Origin of the sequence: Ruegeria sp. Alg231-54 (genome assembly GCF_900143525.1) — a bacterium.
Taxonomy (GTDB): domain Bacteria; phylum Pseudomonadota; class Alphaproteobacteria; order Rhodobacterales; family Rhodobacteraceae; genus Ruegeria.
In genome coordinates this window covers 18,349-35,772 of record NZ_FREZ01000006.1, presented here as the reverse complement: position 1 = coordinate 35,772, position 17,424 = coordinate 18,349, and the positions used below count along the sequence as shown (strand labels likewise).

Here is a 17,424-nt window from a genome sequence, read left to right as displayed (position 1 = left end):
AATCGCATTTAAATTCAAATGACCGCTAAATTTCTCTCCATTTTTCGAAATTAGGTCAGTACAGTTGACTTTTCATCCAATCTCGCATCTCTTAAAGAGACGTGACCAAGCCAATTCATGGAGTTTGACCCGTGGCCAAGCAACCGATGCTGAAATTTGTGCAGATCGACCGCGTCATGCCCGAAAAGCGCGCCGCCGATGACCGCAGAGAAGATTTTGATGAAATCTACGCCGAATTCGCAGCAGAAAAAGCCAAGGAACAAGCCAGCCGATGCAGTCAGTGTGGTGTTCCATACTGCCAGTCGCATTGCCCGCTGCACAACAATATCCCTGACTGGCTGCACCTGACCGCGACGGGGCGTCTGGAAGAGGCCTATCAAACCAGCCAAGCCACCAACACATTCCCCGAGATCTGTGGCCGAATCTGCCCGCAGGACCGTCTGTGCGAAGGCAACTGCGTGATCGAGCAATCGGGCCACGGCACGGTCACTATTGGCACGATTGAGAAGTACATTACCGACACCGCCTGGGACAAAGGCTGGGTGAAACCCACCGCTCCGGGTGCCGAGCGCAGCGAAAGCGTTGGCATCATCGGTGGCGGCCCCGGCGGCCTGGCTGCCGCGGACATGCTGCGCCGGGCGGGCATTCAGGTCACCGTCTATGATCGTTATGATCGCGCAGGTGGTCTGCTGATGTACGGCATTCCGGGGTTCAAGCTGGAAAAAGACATCGTGCAGCGCCGCAATGACCTGCTGGCCGATGGTGGAGTCGAGTTTGTGCTGAACTGCGATGTGGACGCCGCCAAGTTCGAAGAAATCCGCACCAAGCATGATGCGGTGATCATTGCGACAGGTGTGTACAAATCGCGCGATCTGTCTATGCCCGGCAGCGGTCTGGCTGGAATCGAAAAAGCCATCGATTTCCTGACTGCCTCGAACCGCAAAAGTTTTGGCGATGACGTCGAAGATTTCGACAATGGCCGCTTGAATGCCGAAGGCAAGAAGGTGGTCGTTATTGGTGGCGGTGATACCGCGATGGATTGTGTGCGGACCTCGATCCGGCAAGGTGCCACGTCGGTCAAATGCCTCTATCGTCGTGACCGGGCGAACATGCCGGGTTCGCAGCGCGAAACCCAAAACGCCGAGGAAGAAGGCGTGGTGTTCGAATGGCTGAGCGCGCCCAAGGGCTTTACCGGCGACGACACCGTCGCAGGCGTGATGGTGCAGAAGATGCGTCTGGGTCAGCCCGATGCGACCGGCCGTCAAGCGCCAGAAGTGATCGAAGGCGCGGATTATGTCGAAGATGCCGATCTGGTGATTAAGGCGCTGGGCTTTGAGCCCGAGGATCTGCCCACCCTGTTCGGCCAGCCCGACCTGCCCGTCACCCGTTGGGGCACCGTCAAAGCAGCGTTCGAGACTGGCGCGACCGAGATGGATGGAGTCTATGCCATTGGTGACATCGTGCGCGGTGCCTCTTTGGTGGTCTGGGCCATTCGTGATGGTCGCGACTGCGCCGATGCGATTATTGATCGCTTCAACGCCAAGGCTGCCATCGCAGCCGAATAACCCTAGCCCAGCGACAGGAGGGTCTGATGCCCGAATTGCAAGGTCAATGCATGTGCGGCGCGGTCACGGTAACCGCAACCCCGGCGCGGGAATCGCTGGGCGCCTGCCATTGTGATCAATGCCGTCGCTGGACCAGTTCGATGCTGGTGACCTTCGCCGCCGAGCCCGGCTATGCCGCCTTGGGACCGGTCAAGACCTACACCTCGTCGGATTGGGCCGAACGGGCATTTTGCTCGGACTGTGGTTCGGTGTTGTGGTACCGGATCACTTTGCCGGGCGAGATGCACGGACAAACCCAAATGGCTGCCGGTCTTTTCGACGACACCGGCAACCCGCTGAAACTTGAACTTTACATAGATAAAAAGCCCGAGGGCTACGCGTTCGCAGGAGAGCGCCGGCAGATGACCAAAGCCGAGGTCGAAGCCATGTATGCCCTGCCGGAAGAAGGAGACAGCCAATGACCAAATATGATGCCGATTGGGTGCGGGCCGAAGAAGCCAAGCGCAAATGGATGGCCGAAAATGGTCTCTATTCCGAGGATGAAGAGCATTCTTCATGCGGTGTGGGTCTTGTGGTTTCGATTGACGGCAAAGCGTCGCGTAAGGTGGTGGATGCCGGGATCGACGCGCTCAAGGCAATCTGGCACCGGGGCGCGGTGGACGCAGACGGCAAGACCGGTGACGGCGCGGGTATCCACGTGCAGATCCCGGTTCCGTTCTTCTATGACCAGATCCGCCGGACCGGACATGAGCCACGACTGGATCAACTGATTGCAGTTGGTCAGGTCTTTTTGCCACGCACCGATTTCGGTGCGCAGGAACAATGCCGGACCATCGTGGAAACCGAAGTCCTGCGTATGGGCTATTACATATATGGCTGGCGTCATGTGCCGGTCGATGTGACCTGCTTGGGTGAAAAAGCCAACGCCACTCGCCCTGAGATCGAGCAGATCCTGATCTCGAACTCAAAAGGTGTGGATGAAGACACGTTTGAGCGTGAGCTTTATGTGATCCGTCGCCGCATCGAAAAGGCAGCACTGGCCGCCGGGATTTCAGATCTGTATCTGGCCTCGCTCAGCTGCCGGTCGATCATCTATAAGGGCATGATGCTGGCTGAGCAGGTCGCGGTGTTCTACCCCGATTTGATGGACGAGCGCTTTGAAAGTGCCTTTGCCATCTACCACCAGCGATATTCGACCAATACGTTCCCGCAGTGGTGGCTGGCACAGCCTTTCCGCATGCTGGCCCATAACGGTGAGATCAACACGCTGAAGGGCAACATCAACTGGATGAAAAGCCATGAGATCCGCATGGCGAGCGGCACCTTTGGTGACTATGCCGAGGACATCAAGCCGATCATCGCAGGTGGTTCGTCGGATTCGGCTGCTCTGGACTCTGTTTTTGAAGTTCTTGTCCGTGCAGGCCGGTCTGCCCCGATGGCGAAAACCATGTTGGTGCCGGAGAGCTGGTCCAAACAGGCGGTCGAGCTGCCGCAGGCGTGGCGCGATATGTATTCCTACTGCAACTCGGTGATGGAGCCGTGGGATGGCCCTGCCGCGCTGGCGATGACGGATGGTCGTTGGGTCTGTGCGGGTCTGGACCGGAACGGTCTGCGTCCGATGCGGTATGTCGTGACGGGTGATGGCCTGGTCATTGCAGGGTCCGAGGCCGGGATGGTGCCGATTGATGAGGCCACCGTGACCGAAAAAGGCGCTCTTGGCCCGGGTCAGATGCTGGCCGTCGATATGAAGAAGGGCAAGTTGTTCCGCGACACGCAGATCAAGAACAAACTGGCCCGTGCGCTGCCATTTGGCGAATGGGTCGGCAAGATTCACGATCTGGATGCCACGCTGGCAGGCGTGACCGAAGCTCCGATCTTTTCAGGTGAAGAACTGCGCAAGCGCCAGATTGCAGCGGGGTATTCAGTCGAAGAATTGGAACAGATTCTCGCCCCGATGGCGGAAGACGGCAAAGAGGCGCTGGCCTCGATGGGTGACGATACGCCCTCGGCGGTTCTGTCCAAGCAATACCGCCCGCTCAGCCATTTCTTTAGGCAGAATTTCAGTCAGGTCACCAACCCGCCAATCGATTCTTTGCGCGAATATCGCGTGATGTCTTTGAAGACGCGGTTTGCGAACCTCAAGAACGTGTTGGATGAAGACAGCAGCCAGACCGAGATTGTAGTTTTGGAGAGCCCCTTTGTCGGCAACGCGCAATGGGACAAGCTGGTTGAAAGCTTTGATGCCCCGCTAGCCGAGATCGATTGTAGCTTTGAGCCCGGTCAAGGCGCACTAAGCGACGCATTGGCCCGTGTTAGAGCCGAAGCAGAAGAGGCCGTCCGATCTGGCGCTGGGCATCTGGTTCTGTCCGACATGAACTCGGGCGAAGGTCGTGTGGCGATGCCCATGATACTTGCCACAAGCGCGGTGCACTCGCACCTGACCCGTCAGGGCCTGCGGACGTTCTGTTCGTTGAACGTACGCTCAGCGGAATGTGTCGACCCGCATTACTTTGCCGTTCTGATCGGTTGTGGTGCGACTGTGGTGAACGCCTATCTGGCCGAGGATTCGCTGGCCGACCGTATTGATCGCGGCCTTCTGAACGGGACTCTGACCGAAAACGTCGCCCGCTTCCGCGAAGCGATCGATCAGGGCCTGTTGAAGATCATGGCCAAGATGGGAATCTCGGTAATCTCGTCCTATCGCGGTGGCTTGAACTTTGAGGCCGTTGGCCTGAGCCGTGCGATGGTGGCCGAATACTTCCCTGGAATGACCAGCCGGATTTCCGGCATCGGCGTCACCGGTATTCAGACCAAGGCCGAGGAGATCCACGCCAAGGCATGGGTCAATGGTCTGGACGTGCTGCCCATCGGTGGGTTCTACAAAGCGCGGAAATCGGGTGAGACCCACGCGTGGGAAGCGACCTCGATGCATATGATGCAAATGGCCTGTAACCGCGCGTCCTATGAGCTGTGGAAGCAGTATTCGGCCAAGATGCAATCGAACCCGCCGATTCACCTGCGCGACCTGATGGACTTCAAGCCGTTGGGCAAGCCGATCCCGATTGAAGAGGTCGAGTCGATCACCTCAATCCGCAAGCGCTTTGTCACGCCGGGCATGTCGCTGGGCGCGCTGTCGCCCGAGGCGCATAAGACGCTGAACGTGGCGATGAACCGGATCGGTGCGAAATCCGACTCCGGAGAGGGTGGCGAAGACCCGGCACATTTTGTGCCGGAACCCAATGGTGATAACCCATCTGCCAAGATCAAACAGGTGGCTTCCGGTCGGTTCGGTGTGACCGCCGAATATCTGAACCAGTGTGAAGAGCTGGAGATCAAGGTCGCCCAGGGTGCAAAACCCGGTGAAGGCGGCCAGTTACCGGGCATGAAGGTCACCGACCTGATTGCGCGACTGCGCCATTCGACCAAGGGGGTGACGTTGATCTCGCCGCCGCCGCACCACGATATCTACTCGATCGAGGATCTGGCGCAGCTGATCTATGACCTGAAACAGATCAACCCGCGCTGCAAAGTGACGGTAAAACTGGTGGCGTCCTCGGGCGTTGGCACGATTGCCGCCGGTGTGGCCAAGGCCAAAGCGGACGTGATCCTGATCTCCGGGCACAATGGCGGCACCGGTGCGTCGCCCGCGACCAGCATCAAATACGCGGGTCTGCCGTGGGAAATGGGCCTGACCGAGGCGCATCAGGTTCTGGCGATGAACAACCTGCGGGATCGCGTGACCCTGCGAACCGATGGTGGCTTGCGCACGGGTCGTGACATCGTCATGGCTGCGATGATGGGGGCCGAGGAATACGGTATCGGCACCGCTGCCCTGATCGCGATGGGCTGTATCATGGTGCGTCAGTGCCAGTCGAACACCTGCCCGGTTGGTGTATGTACGCAGGACGAATCCCTGCGTGCCAAGTTCACCGGCAATGCGGATAAGGTGGTGAACCTGATCACCTTCTATGCGCAGGAAGTGCGCGAGTTGCTGGCCAGCCTCGGTGCACGTTCAATTGACGACATCATCGGTCGGGCCGATCTGCTGGCGCAGGTCAGCCGCGGTTCGGCGCATCTGGATGATCTGGACCTCAACCCGCTGCTGATCACGGTCGATGGTGCCCATAACATCGTATATAACCGTGACAGAGACCGGAACGCGGTGCCCGATACGCTGGATGCGGAGATTGTGCGCGATGCCGCACGGTTCCTGAAAGACGGCGAGAAAATGCAGCTGTCTTATGCGGTTCAGAACACGCATCGGACCGTGGGCACGCGAGTCTCCAGCCATATCGTGCAGAATTTCGGGATGCGGAACACATTCCAGCCGGACCATTTGCACGTGAAACTGCAAGGCTCGGCCGGTCAGTCGCTGGGGGCATTCGCGGCCCCGGGTTTAAAGCTTGAGGTGTCGGGTGATGCCAACGACTATGTCGGTAAGGGCCTGTCCGGGGGCACAATCGTCGTGCGTCCGCCGCAGGTCAGCCCCCTGAAAGCGGACGAGAACACCATTATCGGCAACACCGTTCTTTACGGCGCAACCGATGGTCACCTGTTTGCGGCTGGCCGCGCGGGTGAGCGGTTCGCGGTGCGGAACTCGGGCGCCACTGTGGTGATCGAGGGCTGTGGCTCGAACGGTTGTGAATACATGACCGGTGGTATCGCGGTGATCCTGGGTGGTATCGGTGCCAACTTTGGCGCAGGCATGACGGGCGGTATGGCTTATCTGTACGACCCCGAAGGCAAGGCCCAGCAGCTGATGAACATGGAAACGCTGGTGACCTGTCCGGTGACCGTCGACCATTGGGAAGATCAGTTGAAATCGCTGATCGAAGCACATCAGGCTGAAACCAACAGTCGCAAGGCGGCCGACATTCTGCAGCACTGGGAGGTCGAAAAGACCAACTTCCTTCAGGTTTGCCCCAAAGAGATGCTGAACAAGCTCAGCCATCCTCTGACAACCGAGGCAACGGCTGTTCCCGCCGAGTAAGCGGAAATATTTAGACCAAATCAGAACCCCTCGTGTCACCAAGGACACGCGGGGTTTTCAATTTACGTCCCGGACTTGCCTCGGATTACTTACCCGCGCAACGCTCGGGCCACGTAACATAAACCGTTCCAAACCCGTCCACAGCGTCGTATAGCAACACAATGGCAAGAAAAGCAGCGCGCAAGTCGAGCAAAAAGAAAAGCAAGGCGTCAAAAACAAAAAAGCCACTGATCCCGCGGATTCGTCGTTGGGTCACACGCGCCGCTTTGGGCGTCGTGGCCTTTATCGTGGGGTTGGTTCTGCTGTACTCGGTGGTCAATCCGCCGGTGACTCATACGATCTGGTCCGAATGGCGACGATTGGGAAAAGTAGAGCGTGACTGGGTGTCGATAGAGGAAATTGCCCCGGTTATGGGCAGATCTGCGGTTGCCGCCGAGGACGCGAATTTCTGCCTGCATTGGGGCTTTGACGTTGAAGCAATCCGCGATGCGCTGGAAGATGGCGGCAGCCGGGGGGCCTCGACCATTACCCAGCAGGTCGTGAAGAACGTGTTCCTGTGGCAGGGGCGCAGTTGGGTGCGCAAAGCGTTTGAAACGTCGATTACGCCCGTCGTCGAAATCTTCTGGAGCAAACAGCGGATTCTGGAGGTCTATCTGAACGTTGCCGAGACCGGTCAGGGGGTTTTCGGGGTCGAAGCTGCGGCACAGCGATATTACGGAACAAGTGCGGCCAAGATGTCCCCAGTACAGGCCGCACGGCTTGCGGCGATCCTGCCGTCTCCTCGCAACAGATCCGTCACAGACCCATCGGTTCGGACCCGCAGACGGGCGGCATCCATACTGGATGGGGCGGCCACCATCCGCGCAGATGGTCGCGCGGATTGTTTCGAGGATTGAAACCCTATGCCTCTCAAGGCTAAAGCTGGGGGGTATTCACTGGTTCGATTGGAAGATTATGGCGCGTTTGTTTCATGTTCCCCTGTCCCCGTATTGCCGCAAGGTGCGCCTGTCGCTTGCAGAAAAGAAGATCGAGGTTGAGCTGGTCGAGGAACGATACTGGGAACAAGACCCGGATTTCCTGCGCCGCAACCCTGCCGGAAAAGTACCGGTATTGCGTCTTGATGGGCAGGTCATGGCGGAGAGCGCCGCCATTTGTGAGTATATCGAAGAAACCCGCCCGGAACCTCCGCTGATGCCCAAAAAGCCCGAAGCACGGTATGAGGTGCGGCGCCTGGTGGGGTGGTTTGATGACAAGTTTCATCATGAGGTCACATCGAGACTGCTGTATGAGCGGGTAAACAAGAAGGTGACGGGCGAGGGTTATCCCGACAGCAAAAACGTCAAGGCGGGCGCGAAGGCGATCAAATATCATCTGGATTATATGGCATGGCTGCTGGATCATCGGCGCTGGCTGGCGGGGGATCAGATGACGCTGGCCGATTTTGCCGCTGCTGCGCACCTGTCGGCGCTGGATTATATCTCAGACGTGGATTGGAACCGATCTCAGGCGGTCAAAGACTGGTACGCCAAGATTAAGTCGCGGCCTGCTTTCCGTTCGATTTTGGCGGATCAGGTCCCTGGGTTCCGGCCACCGCCGCATTACGCCGATCTGGATTTCTGATAGGGTGAGGGTTCAGGGGGCTGTCTGCCCCCTCTTGGCCCGTTGGGCCAATTCACCCCCGAGGATATTTGCAGCCAGATGAAGAGCGGATCAGGTCTAAAAGAAAAGCTTGTGGCACAGGCGCTGAGCGAGGGGTTTGTATCCTGTCGCATTTGCCGGCCTTGGGACGTGCCGGAGGTGCCGTCGCGTCTGCAGGCGTTTTTGGATGCCGGGTATCACGGGCAGATGGCGTGGATGGACGAACGGACCCATTGGCGTGGCGATCCGGCCGCATTGTGGCCCGAGGCGCGGTCAGTGATCATGTTGGCTGAGAGCTATACGCCTGAGCATGATCCGACCGACATTCTGAACCATTCGGACAAGGCGGCGATCTCCGTTTATGCGCAGAACAAGGATTACCATGATCTGGTCAAGAAGCGGCTGAAGCGGTTGGCGCGCTGGTTGATTGCGGAAGCTGGTGGTGAGGTAAAGGTCTTTGTTGATACCGCGCCTGTGCCAGAGAAGGCTTTGGGCCATGCGGCAGGTTTGGGTTGGCAGGGAAAACACACCAATCTCGTAAGCCGTGATTGGGGAAATTGGTCCTTTATAGGCTCTGTTTTTACGACGTTGGACCTGCCTGCAGACATGGCTGAAACAGACCATTGCGGCAATTGTCGAGCTTGTTTGAGCGCCTGTCCGACGGAGGCGTTTCCCGCCCCGTATCAGTTGGATGCGCGGCGTTGCATTTCGTATCTGACGATCGAACATAAAGGGCCGGTTGACGAAGAGCTGCGCCAAAAGCTGGGAAACCGGATTTACGGATGCGACGATTGTTTGGCCGCGTGCCCGTGGAACAAATTTGCGGTTGCCGCGAGCGACGTGCGTTATGCCGCGCGTGATGATCTGAAAGCGCCACCCCTGTCCGAGCTTGCCCTGTTGGATGATGCGGCGTTTCGCGCGAAATTCTCGGGCTCGCCCATAAAGCGGATCGGGCGGGATCGGTTTGTGCGCAATGTGCTTTACGCGATTGGCAACTCGGAACAGTCGGATTTGATGCCCGTCGCGCAGTCGCTTGCCGATGATCCTGACCCAACGGTGGCGGATGCAGCGCGCTGGGCGGTGAAACGATTGTCATAAGTGACGCAAACAGGCTGGACGTGTCGGTCCAAACCGCTACACCCATCGACAGCGAACAGGAAGGAGATCCCGATGGCGTTGGCTTTGGGGGTGGATACGGGTGGAACCTATACGGACGCAGTGCTGATCCGGGATGAGAAAGAGGTAATTGCCTCGGCCAAATCCCTGACCACACGCGCCGATCTTGCAATTGGCGTCGGCAGGGCGATCTCGGCCGTGTTGGATCAGGCGCAGGTTTCGCCGGACCAGATCTCGATGGCGTCCTTGTCGACAACATTGGCGACGAACGCCTTGGTCGAAGGGCAAGGTGGCCGCGTTGCGCTGATTTACATCGGGTTCAAGGATACGGACCTTGAGAAACACGGTCTGCGGGACGCGCTGAAGGGCGATCCGGCGCTTGTGATCGGCGGTGGGCATACACATGCTGGCGGTGAAGCAGCGCCGTTGGATGTAGATGCATTAGAAACCTTTTTAGCCTCGCAACAGGACGTTTCCGGTTTTGCGGTTGCAGCGCAATTCGCCACACGGAATCCTGCACATGAATTGCAGGCTGCGCGCATTGTTGCTGAGAAAACCGGTGCTCCGGTGACGTGCTCTCATCAACTCTCGGCCAAGCTGAATGGTCCGAAACGGGCGGTGACTGCCGTTCTGAACGCGCGACTGATCGGGATGATCGACCGTCTGATCGGGCGGGCGCAGGATCGGTTGATTGATCTGGGTATTAAAGCGCCGATGATGGTTGTGCGTGGTGACGGCGCGTTGATGAGCGCAGAACAGGCGCGGGAGCGGCCGATTGAAACCATCCTTAGTGGTCCTGCAGCCTCGATCGTCGGTGCAAGCTGGCTGACTGGGGTTCAAAACGCGCTGGTGTCAGATATTGGCGGTACGACCACCGATGTCGCGCTGATCCGGGACGGCAAACCGGCGATTGACCCAGCGGGCGCGCAGGTCGGCGGGTTTCGTACGATGGTTGAGGCGGTTGCCATGCGCACTCACGGATTGGGTGGAGACAGCCAGGTGCATGTGGTCACCGAAGGGCTGGGTGGCGGTGTGTTTTTGGGGCCGCGACGGGTGCTGCCGGTTTCCCTAATTGCCGCCGAGGCACCTGAGGTCGTTCACGCCGTTCTGAATACCCAACTAAGGGCGACGACTGTGGGTGAGCATGACACGCGGTTCGCCCGCCGTGTTCCCGGCATCAACGCCGACGGGTTGGGTGCGCGCGAAGAGTCGCTGTTGGAGAGGCTGGGCGAGAACGTCATGCCCCTAAGCGACCTGCTGCGCACCCGTATGGAAAACGGAGCTTTGTCGCGTCTGGTGGATCGCGGTGTCGTTCAGGTTTCGGGTGTGACGCCATCGGATGCCAGCCATGTTTTGGGCCGATTGGATGCCTGGGATGCGGACGCAGCCCACAAGGCGTTGGAGCTGGTTGCGCGCAAGCGGGTGGGGACTGGCGACAGATTGGCCGCCACCCCGGAACAGTTGGCGCAGATGATCGTGGATCAACTGACCGAACAGACATCATTGACTTTGTTAGAGACCGCTTTTGCGGAAGAATCCGATGGATTTGGTCTACCGCCTTTTGACCTGGCTCGGCATGTCCTGATGCAGAAAGGGCTGGCGCGGCATCGCGGTTTGCTAGCGCTGGACGCATCGCTGAACGTGGATGTGGTGGGTCTTGGCGCTTCGGCTCCAAGTTACTACCCGGCCGTCGGGGATCGTTTGCATTGCGCTATGATCCTGCCGGAACACGCAGGCGTGGCCAACGCGATTGGGGCAGTTGTTGGCCGGCTTACGTTGCGCAGATCGGGAACGGTGACGTCCCCGTCCGAAGGGCGCTACCGGGTTCATCTGGAAGAAGGGCCGCAGGATTTCACGGAATCCGACAAGGCGCTGGCGTTGCTGGAAACGGTTCTGAGGGATCAGGCCGAGGGTGCAGTGCGACAGGCCGGAGCAGCAGATATCCGGGTGGTTGTCGATCGCGACATCCGCACTGCGCGCATCGAAGCGCAGGACGTGTTTGTCGAAGCGATGATCACGGTCGAAGCCAGCGGGCGCCCTAGGATGGCGTCTGGTTAGCCCCCCGCTAGAAAGGGGGCCAACCGGTTACTCAGCTGCGTCGCGTTTGGGCAGAACCCAATCGGGGCGTGGGAAGTGGCAGGTATAGCCGTTGGGGATACGTTCAAGGTAATCCTGATGTTCAGGTTCGGCTTCCCAGAAATCGCCTACGGGTTCGACCTCTGTGACGACTTTGCCCGGCCAAATACCGCTGGCATTCACGTCGGCAATCGTGTCTTCGGCCATCTGTTTTTGCGCAGAATTTACATAGTAAATGGCCGAGCGATAGCTCATTCCACGGTCGTTGCCCTGACGATTCACTGTTGTCGGGTCGTGGATCTGAAAGAAGAACTCGAGCAGATCGCGATATGTGATCCGCGAGGGGTCGAAAACGATTTCGATCCCTTCGGCATGAGTGCCGTGGTTACGGTAGGTGGCGTTGGGCACATCGCCGCCGGTATAGCCGACGCGGGTGCCAGACACACCGGGTAGCTTGCGGATCAGGTCCTGCATGCCCCAAAAGCAACCTCCGGCAAGAACAGCGCGTTCAGTGGTCATTGGATGTCCTCCACATGGATCAGGTATTCGCCATACCCTTCGGCCTCCATCTCATCGCGATGAATGAACCGCAATGAGGCAGAGTTGATGCAGTAGCGCAGGCCGCCGTGTTCGCGCGGGCCGTCGGGGAACACATGCCCCAGATGACTATCCCCATGTTTCGAGCGGACCTCGGTCCGGATCATGCCAAGCGTGCGATCTTCGATTTCTTCGACATGCTCGTGCACGATGGGTTTGGTAAAGCTGGGCCAACCGCACCCGGATTCGTATTTGTGGGCCGAGGCAAACAGCGGTTCGCCCGAGACGATATCGACGTAGATACCCGGTTCCTTGTTATTCAGCAATTTTCCGGTGCCGGGGCGTTCTGTACCGCTTCGTTGGGTGACGTGGTATTCTTCGGGTGAGAGAGCGGCAATGGCCTCGGGGTCTTTGGTGTAGCGGGTCATGGCTTCTCCGGTGTTGATGCGATCTGTGTTTCTATTTGGGCACAGTGGCGCGGAAATCAAAATCATATTTCAGCCGGCTCGCGTTCTCGTGCAGGTGATCCGAATGCCAGACGCGTGCGTAATTCAGAATAAAGGAGGTGACGCCATGTTCAGACTGCATCTGTTATTCACCCTATTGCTGTTGGCCCGCGTGGTTCAAGCAGCACCTTTGACCGGTGAATTTGTCTCGATCGACGGTGGCACTTTGTCCCTTGAGGATTGGCGAGGCAAGCCGGTATTGGTTGTGAACACGGCATCCCATTGCGGATTCACAGGGCAATATGCTGGCTTGCAAAAGATTCATGACACCTATGCTGATCGAGGTCTCGTGGTTTTGGCCGTCCCTTCGGATTCGTTCAATCAGGAATTGGGCACGGCGGCAGAGGTCAAACAGTTCTGCGAGATGAACTATGGCTTGACCTTGCCCATGACCGACATCACGTCGGTTAAAGGCGCCGCGGCCCATCCGTTCTACCGTGCGGTTGCTCAGCAGACGGGATTCGTACCCAAGTGGAATTTCAACAAGATCCTGATTGATCCAGCAGGTGAAGTGATTGCGACCTATGGGTCGAACGTGAAACCGGATTCACCGAAACTGTTGCGTCAGGTTGAGGCCTTGCTCCGCTGATCGGTTTGCCGGGACACCTGCACCGCCAGAATACCCAGCGTCGTGATACCGACACCTACTGCATCCATGGGCCCAAGTTTTTCGCCCAGGAAAACTGCGGCGACGGCCACACCAAACACCGGGTTCAGAAAGTGAAAAGTCGCGGCCCGGATGGCGCCGATACGGTTCAACAGCATGAACCAAATTAGCGTCGCCAGCAGGCCGGGGAACAGCGTTGTGTAGGCAAACGCCAGCAACCAGGGACCGTTAGGATGGATGTAAATTGTCTCGAATACGGGGGCCGCGAGGAACAGAATTGCCGCGCCCACAAGCATCTGCAGCCCGACCACCATCATGAAATTGCCGCCGGAGGTTGCCCCGCGCACAGCCAAGGTCGCAAAGCTGAGCGCCAGTGCCCCAAGCCCGCACAACATGACGCCAAACAGGTCTGCGCCCGCGCTTATCCGGCTGCTCATGATCAACGCGACGCCCGCGAAACCGGCCAGCAACCCGAACACGCCCAGCGGTCGAAGTTTTTCGTGGAAAAGGGTCCAGCTGGCCAGCGCGACGATCAGGGGCATTGTTGATGCAATAATCGCCGCAACAGATGCCTGTACGGTTTGCATTGCGTAGAAATTCAGACCCAAATACAGGGCATTTTGGCATATTCCGAACAGGATGGTTGCGTACCACTGCGCGCGAGTCAGACGCCAGCTTTGGCCCATGGCCCGCGCAATCGCGACCCCCAGCAACCCCGAAATCAGAAATCGCAGCGCCAGTGAGAACAGGGGCGAGGCATCGGCGACGATGATCCGCGCCGAGGTAAAGGCTGACGACCAGATGAAGGCAAATGCCAGCCCCATGGCTATGGCGCGCAAATCCATGGTGACCCTTTCCCAAATGCCGCGACTGTTTCCGAAATTCCTGAAACGCGCAAGCGCCGCGCGTCAAAATAAACACAGGTTTCGCCTGTTGCATTCAGCATTGGCAGTTTTATTGATTGACCAGTCAATTAAAGCTATACGATCCGCACTTTGACTAACCAAGGGAGGAATGTTGGTGCTTTTGGAGTATATTCTGTCTTTCGGCGTCCTGCTGGCATTGGGCCTGGTCGCTTTCTTCGTCGTGAAATGGTGGAACCTGCGTTGTGTGGGCGTCACGCCTGTGCATCTGTTCACTTTCATTGCGATCCTGTTCACGTCCGGTCTGGATGTCGGCCTGATCATGTTCCCGCTGACCGAGTTTGGCGGCTATGCCGAGGAACCGGCCTATGCCTTTGCGAACCCGCTGGCCATCGAGTTCGGCTTCTGGGGTTTCCTGATCTGGGCCTTCTACTTCCTGACAGCGTTCTATTTCTGCGTCATCGAACCCCGCGTGAAGTTCTTTGAGATCCCGCTGGTCAAGCTGATCAACAACGTAGTCATCATTGGCACCTGCGCCTTCACCGCCAGCCTGTTCCTGATCTACCTGCCCGGCTATCTGCCCGAGGTCGGAGACGGCGAATCCGTGGTCACCACTTTCTATGTCATCGTATTTGTGGTCATTCTGGCGGCGGCTTATTCGTCAACCGACCTGAAATACGTCCGTATCCTGTCTGTAGGTTCGACTATCCTGTTCCTGACGCTGATCCTTGGAATGTGGATTGCCGCGGGCATGGGCATGACCGGAATTGTTGAAACCGGCAGCAATATCGGTGCCTATTTCGCCAATCTGCACAAGTTCGTGTTGCCGCTGACTGATTATCACGCCTTCTACCTGTTCTGGTGGTTTGCGTGGTCGATCATGATTGGTCAGTTCACCTCGCGCTTTGTTGGTGGGCTGAAAACCTGGCAATTGCTGGCCGCGCTGCTGATCTTCCCGTCGATCCCGTTGGCGATCTGGTTCACCGTTCTCTACTACTATCACCTGAACGGAATCAGCACTGCGGGCATCACCAACATCGCGATGGTGATTGTGGGTGTGACCTTTGTGATCAACTCGCTGGACTCGCTGATCCGCCTCTATACCGACAACCTGAACATGACGGTCGAGCGGTTCGGCAAGGCGATCTACGTGGCAGGCAACGTCGCGCTGCTGTTCGTCCTGACGCTGCTGTTCCAGAGCCAGTGGCTGCAGATCCAGTGGATCGGAGCGGTTGTCGTCGGCTTGTATCTGGGCTGCGTGGTCTACATCCTGATCACCAAACGCAAAGAGGTGTTGAGCATCGATTCAATGCCCGAAGGCCGCGATCTGGACTTCCACAAGGTTGAGACAGTTCACTGAGTGATCTTGGTAATGAAACAGAAACGGGCGCCTCGGCGTCCGCTTTCTTTGGCACGGTTTCTGGCTGCGACTGTGTCCGCAATCCGGGACAATGCTGACGTTCAGGGCTACTGCATGTGTTCGTCATATTCTTGTGAGAAACTGCTTGAGCGGACCGACCAGTCCTTTTGCTGTGAAGCCGGAAATCGCTACAAGGCTCTCATTTTGTTTGACGTACTCTCTGTCCGCAAAAAGTCGAAGCAGCTCCCAACTTTTGTCGGAAGCCGCGTTATTGAAAATGAGGGTATTTGGAGTATCAGGCGTGTCCACCACCGATCAAGCCGATACCCGAAGTCAGACCGAACCAAGCTTTCACCCGCAGACCAACGGCCTTGATGATACCCATGGCCTGGATCCCGTGAGCAACAATTGTGCCTTCCATGTCACCTTCAAAATTGGTGGTGTAAGATTGGACGATACAACCACTGCCTGGTACCAAAAGATCGCGGTGCTCTGGGTGCTCCAGGTCAAGATGCACAACGATCTGACCCCGTTTTGCCTTTTCACTCGGCTCGATCAGGCGACCGCTGGGCGCAAGCTGACCGGAAGAAATCGACTCTTGAATTCGTACGATTCGTGCGGGAAGAACGGTATTGCGCATCGAGATGTTGAAGTTGCTTTCGCATGCCACTTCTGCCGCCATTCCCTCGTACAATTCCGTGCGTGAAACTTGCGAGAAACCAGCAACGATACGTCCTCGCTCGGCATCTTTCCGATCGGGCACGATCAGCATGGCGGGGCTCATTGCAGCTTGCGCTGCGCGCGATCCGACATTCAGGGTGACTTGTTCAACGACACCGTCGACAGAGCTGAGCGTCAACGTCTTTGACAGTTCCACTTGAGCCTGCTTCAACGACGCGCGCGCCGATGCAAGTTGGGCAGGCAGAACAGCATTAGCTTGGACTTGTGCCACGCCTAGTTGGGTTTCAGCAGCCTCCACCTCTGCTTCCCGAGTACTCAAGGTTGCCTGAGCTCGTTCCAGCTGGCTCACTTGAAATGCTGCAGAGTTCTTCGCTCGCAGTGCCTCGTGATCCATCAACACCAACTCGGCCTGCTCTCTAGCGGTAATCGCAGCATCCAGCACAGCCTGCGCGGTTTGGACTTGCAGCTCAGCTGCCAGTTTCGCGCTTTCAATTTCCTCTACTTTACGAGTCGCGAAATCCACGGCGGCTTGTTCAGACGCATTCTCGACTGCAAAAAGCGGATCGCCCGGTTCTACGCGATCACCGCCCTTTACATAGATATCTGTCACTGTTCCGCCGTTCTCGGCGACGACTGGAACAGTTCTGAAGGGCACAAGACCCGTGTAGGATTTGGGGTAGTAATAGAACACAGCAAAGAACACGATCAGGGCCAGAACGAACCACATGAAAAGAGCCCGGTGAACATTGTACAGGGTTACAGGCAGCCCGCGCCATTTAAGGTAGATCACGCGCAGGACAAACGGAAAAGAAGTGACGAGCAATTCGATCATTTTACCAACTCCTCTTTCGAAGGACGCCACCACAACATGAAGTCGCGGGCGATTGCAGTCAGGATCAGGGCGGCTGGCAGTAGAATGCTGAAGTGGCTGAGTGCGGGCATCAGTTCGTACGCCAGGGCTATGGTAAGCATCATCGGAACGGTTGTGCGCAGCGGAGTGCCGATTGATTTGCGCTCTGTATAACGTTCAAAGCGCGCATAGAGGTGTACGACCAGTAGGATCGCAAGGAAGAGGACAATCAGACCGACCCAAGCATAGGTGTCAGTCTGATTGGGCGCGACCCACCATCTGGGATCGCCGCCAGCGGCGAAGGCAGGAGTTGAGATGATGCCGAGTACAGGCGCCATCAGGAACGCGGGTGGTTTCATGTTTCAGATCCTCGATTTACGCAGTCACGCGGTGCGTGAAGATTTTCGGTGTCTTGAGAACGTCAGTTCTCGGTCGGTTGTTGTGATGGTTCTGAGGGTTGTTCCGGCGGGGCGTAGGGGGGATCCCAGCGACGCCCGCTCGGTGTTTTCTCGCCAAGCGACGAAGCGTGCAGGCAGTGAATGTTGCCTCCGGACAATTCCTGTCTGGCAGAATCGTTGATTGCCTTAAAAACGCGGTAGTACCTTGCGAAGTAGATCATTGCCTTGTCCTTTCTG

At 57.6% G+C, this 17,424-nt stretch carries 14 protein-coding genes; 9 read left to right on the top strand and 5 right to left on the bottom strand.

Features of this window, described 5'->3' with window-relative positions:
• The first annotated feature begins 131 nt into the window (after nt 1–131).
• The 7 genes from DHN12_RS12225 (at nt 132) to DHN12_RS12195 (ending at nt 11,367) form a co-directional block, all read left to right on the top strand.
• The gene (locus DHN12_RS12225; RefSeq protein WP_108860463.1) at nt 132–1,565 is read left to right on the top strand and encodes an NAD(P)-dependent oxidoreductase; all 1,434 of its coding nucleotides are present in this window, start codon (nt 132–134) and stop codon (nt 1,563–1,565) included.
• Nucleotides 1,566–1,591: 26 nt separating this feature from the next.
• A complete protein-coding gene (locus DHN12_RS12220; RefSeq protein WP_108860462.1) occupies nt 1,592–2,026 on the top strand; it encodes a GFA family protein in 435 nt (144 codons plus the stop codon).
• On the top strand, nt 2,023–6,555 hold the full coding sequence (gene gltB / locus DHN12_RS12215; protein ID WP_108860461.1) for a glutamate synthase large subunit: 4,533 nt from the start codon (nt 2,023–2,025) through the stop codon (nt 6,553–6,555). Before DHN12_RS12220 ends, gltB begins: the two co-directional genes overlap by 4 nt.
• Nucleotides 6,556–6,716: 161 nt before the next feature.
• On the top strand, nt 6,717–7,451 hold the full coding sequence (gene mtgA, locus DHN12_RS12210) for a monofunctional biosynthetic peptidoglycan transglycosylase (RefSeq protein WP_108860460.1): 735 nt from the start codon (nt 6,717–6,719) through the stop codon (nt 7,449–7,451).
• A gap of 58 nt (nt 7,452–7,509) precedes the next feature.
• Nucleotides 7,510–8,175, top strand: coding sequence for a glutathione S-transferase family protein (locus DHN12_RS12205; protein WP_058275204.1), 666 nt, complete (start codon nt 7,510–7,512; stop codon nt 8,173–8,175).
• 78 nt (nt 8,176–8,253) lie between these two features.
• Entirely contained in the window at nt 8,254–9,291 is a 1,038-nt protein-coding gene (gene queG / locus DHN12_RS12200; RefSeq protein ID WP_108860459.1) for a tRNA epoxyqueuosine(34) reductase QueG, read from the top strand.
• 72 nt (nt 9,292–9,363) lie between these two features.
• A complete protein-coding gene (locus DHN12_RS12195; protein ID WP_108860458.1) occupies nt 9,364–11,367 on the top strand; it encodes a hydantoinase/oxoprolinase family protein in 2,004 nt (667 codons plus the stop codon).
• Between the two features lie 27 nt (nt 11,368–11,394).
• Here the strand turns inward: DHN12_RS12195 and msrA are convergent, their stop codons facing one another.
• Nucleotides 11,395–11,904, bottom strand: coding sequence for a peptide-methionine (S)-S-oxide reductase MsrA (gene msrA / locus DHN12_RS12190; protein ID WP_108860457.1), 510 nt, complete (start codon nt 11,902–11,904; stop codon nt 11,395–11,397).
• The gene (gene msrB, locus DHN12_RS12185; RefSeq protein WP_058279328.1) at nt 11,901–12,350 is read right to left on the bottom strand and encodes a peptide-methionine (R)-S-oxide reductase MsrB; all 450 of its coding nucleotides are present in this window, start codon (nt 12,348–12,350) and stop codon (nt 11,901–11,903) included. Before msrB ends, msrA begins: the two co-directional genes overlap by 4 nt.
• Nucleotides 12,351–12,495: 145 nt before the next feature.
• On the opposite strand from msrB, the gene DHN12_RS12180 reads away from it, so the two are divergent.
• Nucleotides 12,496–13,017: a glutathione peroxidase gene (locus DHN12_RS12180; protein ID WP_108860645.1), complete on the top strand. Its 522-nt coding sequence runs from the start codon at nt 12,496–12,498 to the stop codon at nt 13,015–13,017.
• On the opposite strand, the gene DHN12_RS12175 is transcribed toward DHN12_RS12180, so the two are convergent.
• Nucleotides 12,993–13,880 (bottom strand): DMT family transporter, encoded by an 888-nt coding sequence (locus tag DHN12_RS12175; protein ID WP_108860456.1) that lies wholly within the window; start codon nt 13,878–13,880, stop codon nt 12,993–12,995. The two genes, DHN12_RS12180 and DHN12_RS12175, sit on opposite strands and share 25 nt — an antisense overlap.
• A gap of 181 nt (nt 13,881–14,061) precedes the next feature.
• Between DHN12_RS12175 and DHN12_RS12170 the strand changes: the two genes are divergently transcribed.
• The gene (locus DHN12_RS12170; protein ID WP_108860644.1) at nt 14,062–15,258 is read left to right on the top strand and encodes a choline transporter; all 1,197 of its coding nucleotides are present in this window, start codon (nt 14,062–14,064) and stop codon (nt 15,256–15,258) included.
• A gap of 295 nt (nt 15,259–15,553) precedes the next feature.
• Here the strand turns inward: DHN12_RS12170 and DHN12_RS12165 are convergent, their stop codons facing one another.
• Both DHN12_RS12165 and DHN12_RS12160 read right to left on the bottom strand, forming a co-directional pair.
• The gene (locus DHN12_RS12165; protein WP_108860455.1) at nt 15,554–16,771 is read right to left on the bottom strand and encodes an HlyD family secretion protein; all 1,218 of its coding nucleotides are present in this window, start codon (nt 16,769–16,771) and stop codon (nt 15,554–15,556) included.
• Nucleotides 16,768–17,148, bottom strand: coding sequence for a hypothetical protein (locus DHN12_RS12160; RefSeq protein ID WP_108860454.1), 381 nt, complete (start codon nt 17,146–17,148; stop codon nt 16,768–16,770). The genes DHN12_RS12165 and DHN12_RS12160 overlap by 4 nt, the downstream gene beginning before the upstream one ends.
• Nucleotides 17,149–17,424: the final 276 nt, after the last annotated feature.

Excerpts from the sequence above, each read along its gene's own strand:
- DHN12_RS12220 (WP_108860462.1), top strand. The coding sequence starts at position 1,592 with ATGCCCGAATTGCAAGGTCAATGCATGTGCGGCGCGGTCACGGTAACC.
- gltB (WP_108860461.1), top strand. The coding sequence starts at position 2,023 with ATGACCAAATATGATGCCGATTGGGTGCGGGCCGAAGAAGCCAAGCGC.
- mtgA (WP_108860460.1), top strand. The coding sequence starts at position 6,717 with ATGGCAAGAAAAGCAGCGCGCAAGTCGAGCAAAAAGAAAAGCAAGGCG.
- DHN12_RS12205 (WP_058275204.1), top strand. The coding sequence starts at position 7,510 with ATGGCGCGTTTGTTTCATGTTCCCCTGTCCCCGTATTGCCGCAAGGTG.
- queG (WP_108860459.1), top strand. The coding sequence starts at position 8,254 with ATGAAGAGCGGATCAGGTCTAAAAGAAAAGCTTGTGGCACAGGCGCTG.
- DHN12_RS12195 (WP_108860458.1), top strand. The coding sequence starts at position 9,364 with ATGGCGTTGGCTTTGGGGGTGGATACGGGTGGAACCTATACGGACGCA.
- msrA (WP_108860457.1), bottom strand. The coding sequence starts at position 11,904 with ATGACCACTGAACGCGCTGTTCTTGCCGGAGGTTGCTTTTGGGGCATG.
- msrB (WP_058279328.1), bottom strand. The coding sequence starts at position 12,350 with ATGACCCGCTACACCAAAGACCCCGAGGCCATTGCCGCTCTCTCACCC.
- DHN12_RS12180 (WP_108860645.1), top strand. The coding sequence starts at position 12,496 with ATGTTCAGACTGCATCTGTTATTCACCCTATTGCTGTTGGCCCGCGTG.
- DHN12_RS12175 (WP_108860456.1), bottom strand. The coding sequence starts at position 13,880 with ATGGATTTGCGCGCCATAGCCATGGGGCTGGCATTTGCCTTCATCTGG.
- DHN12_RS12165 (WP_108860455.1), bottom strand. The coding sequence starts at position 16,771 with ATGATCGAATTGCTCGTCACTTCTTTTCCGTTTGTCCTGCGCGTGATC.
- DHN12_RS12160 (WP_108860454.1), bottom strand. The coding sequence starts at position 17,148 with ATGAAACCACCCGCGTTCCTGATGGCGCCTGTACTCGGCATCATCTCA.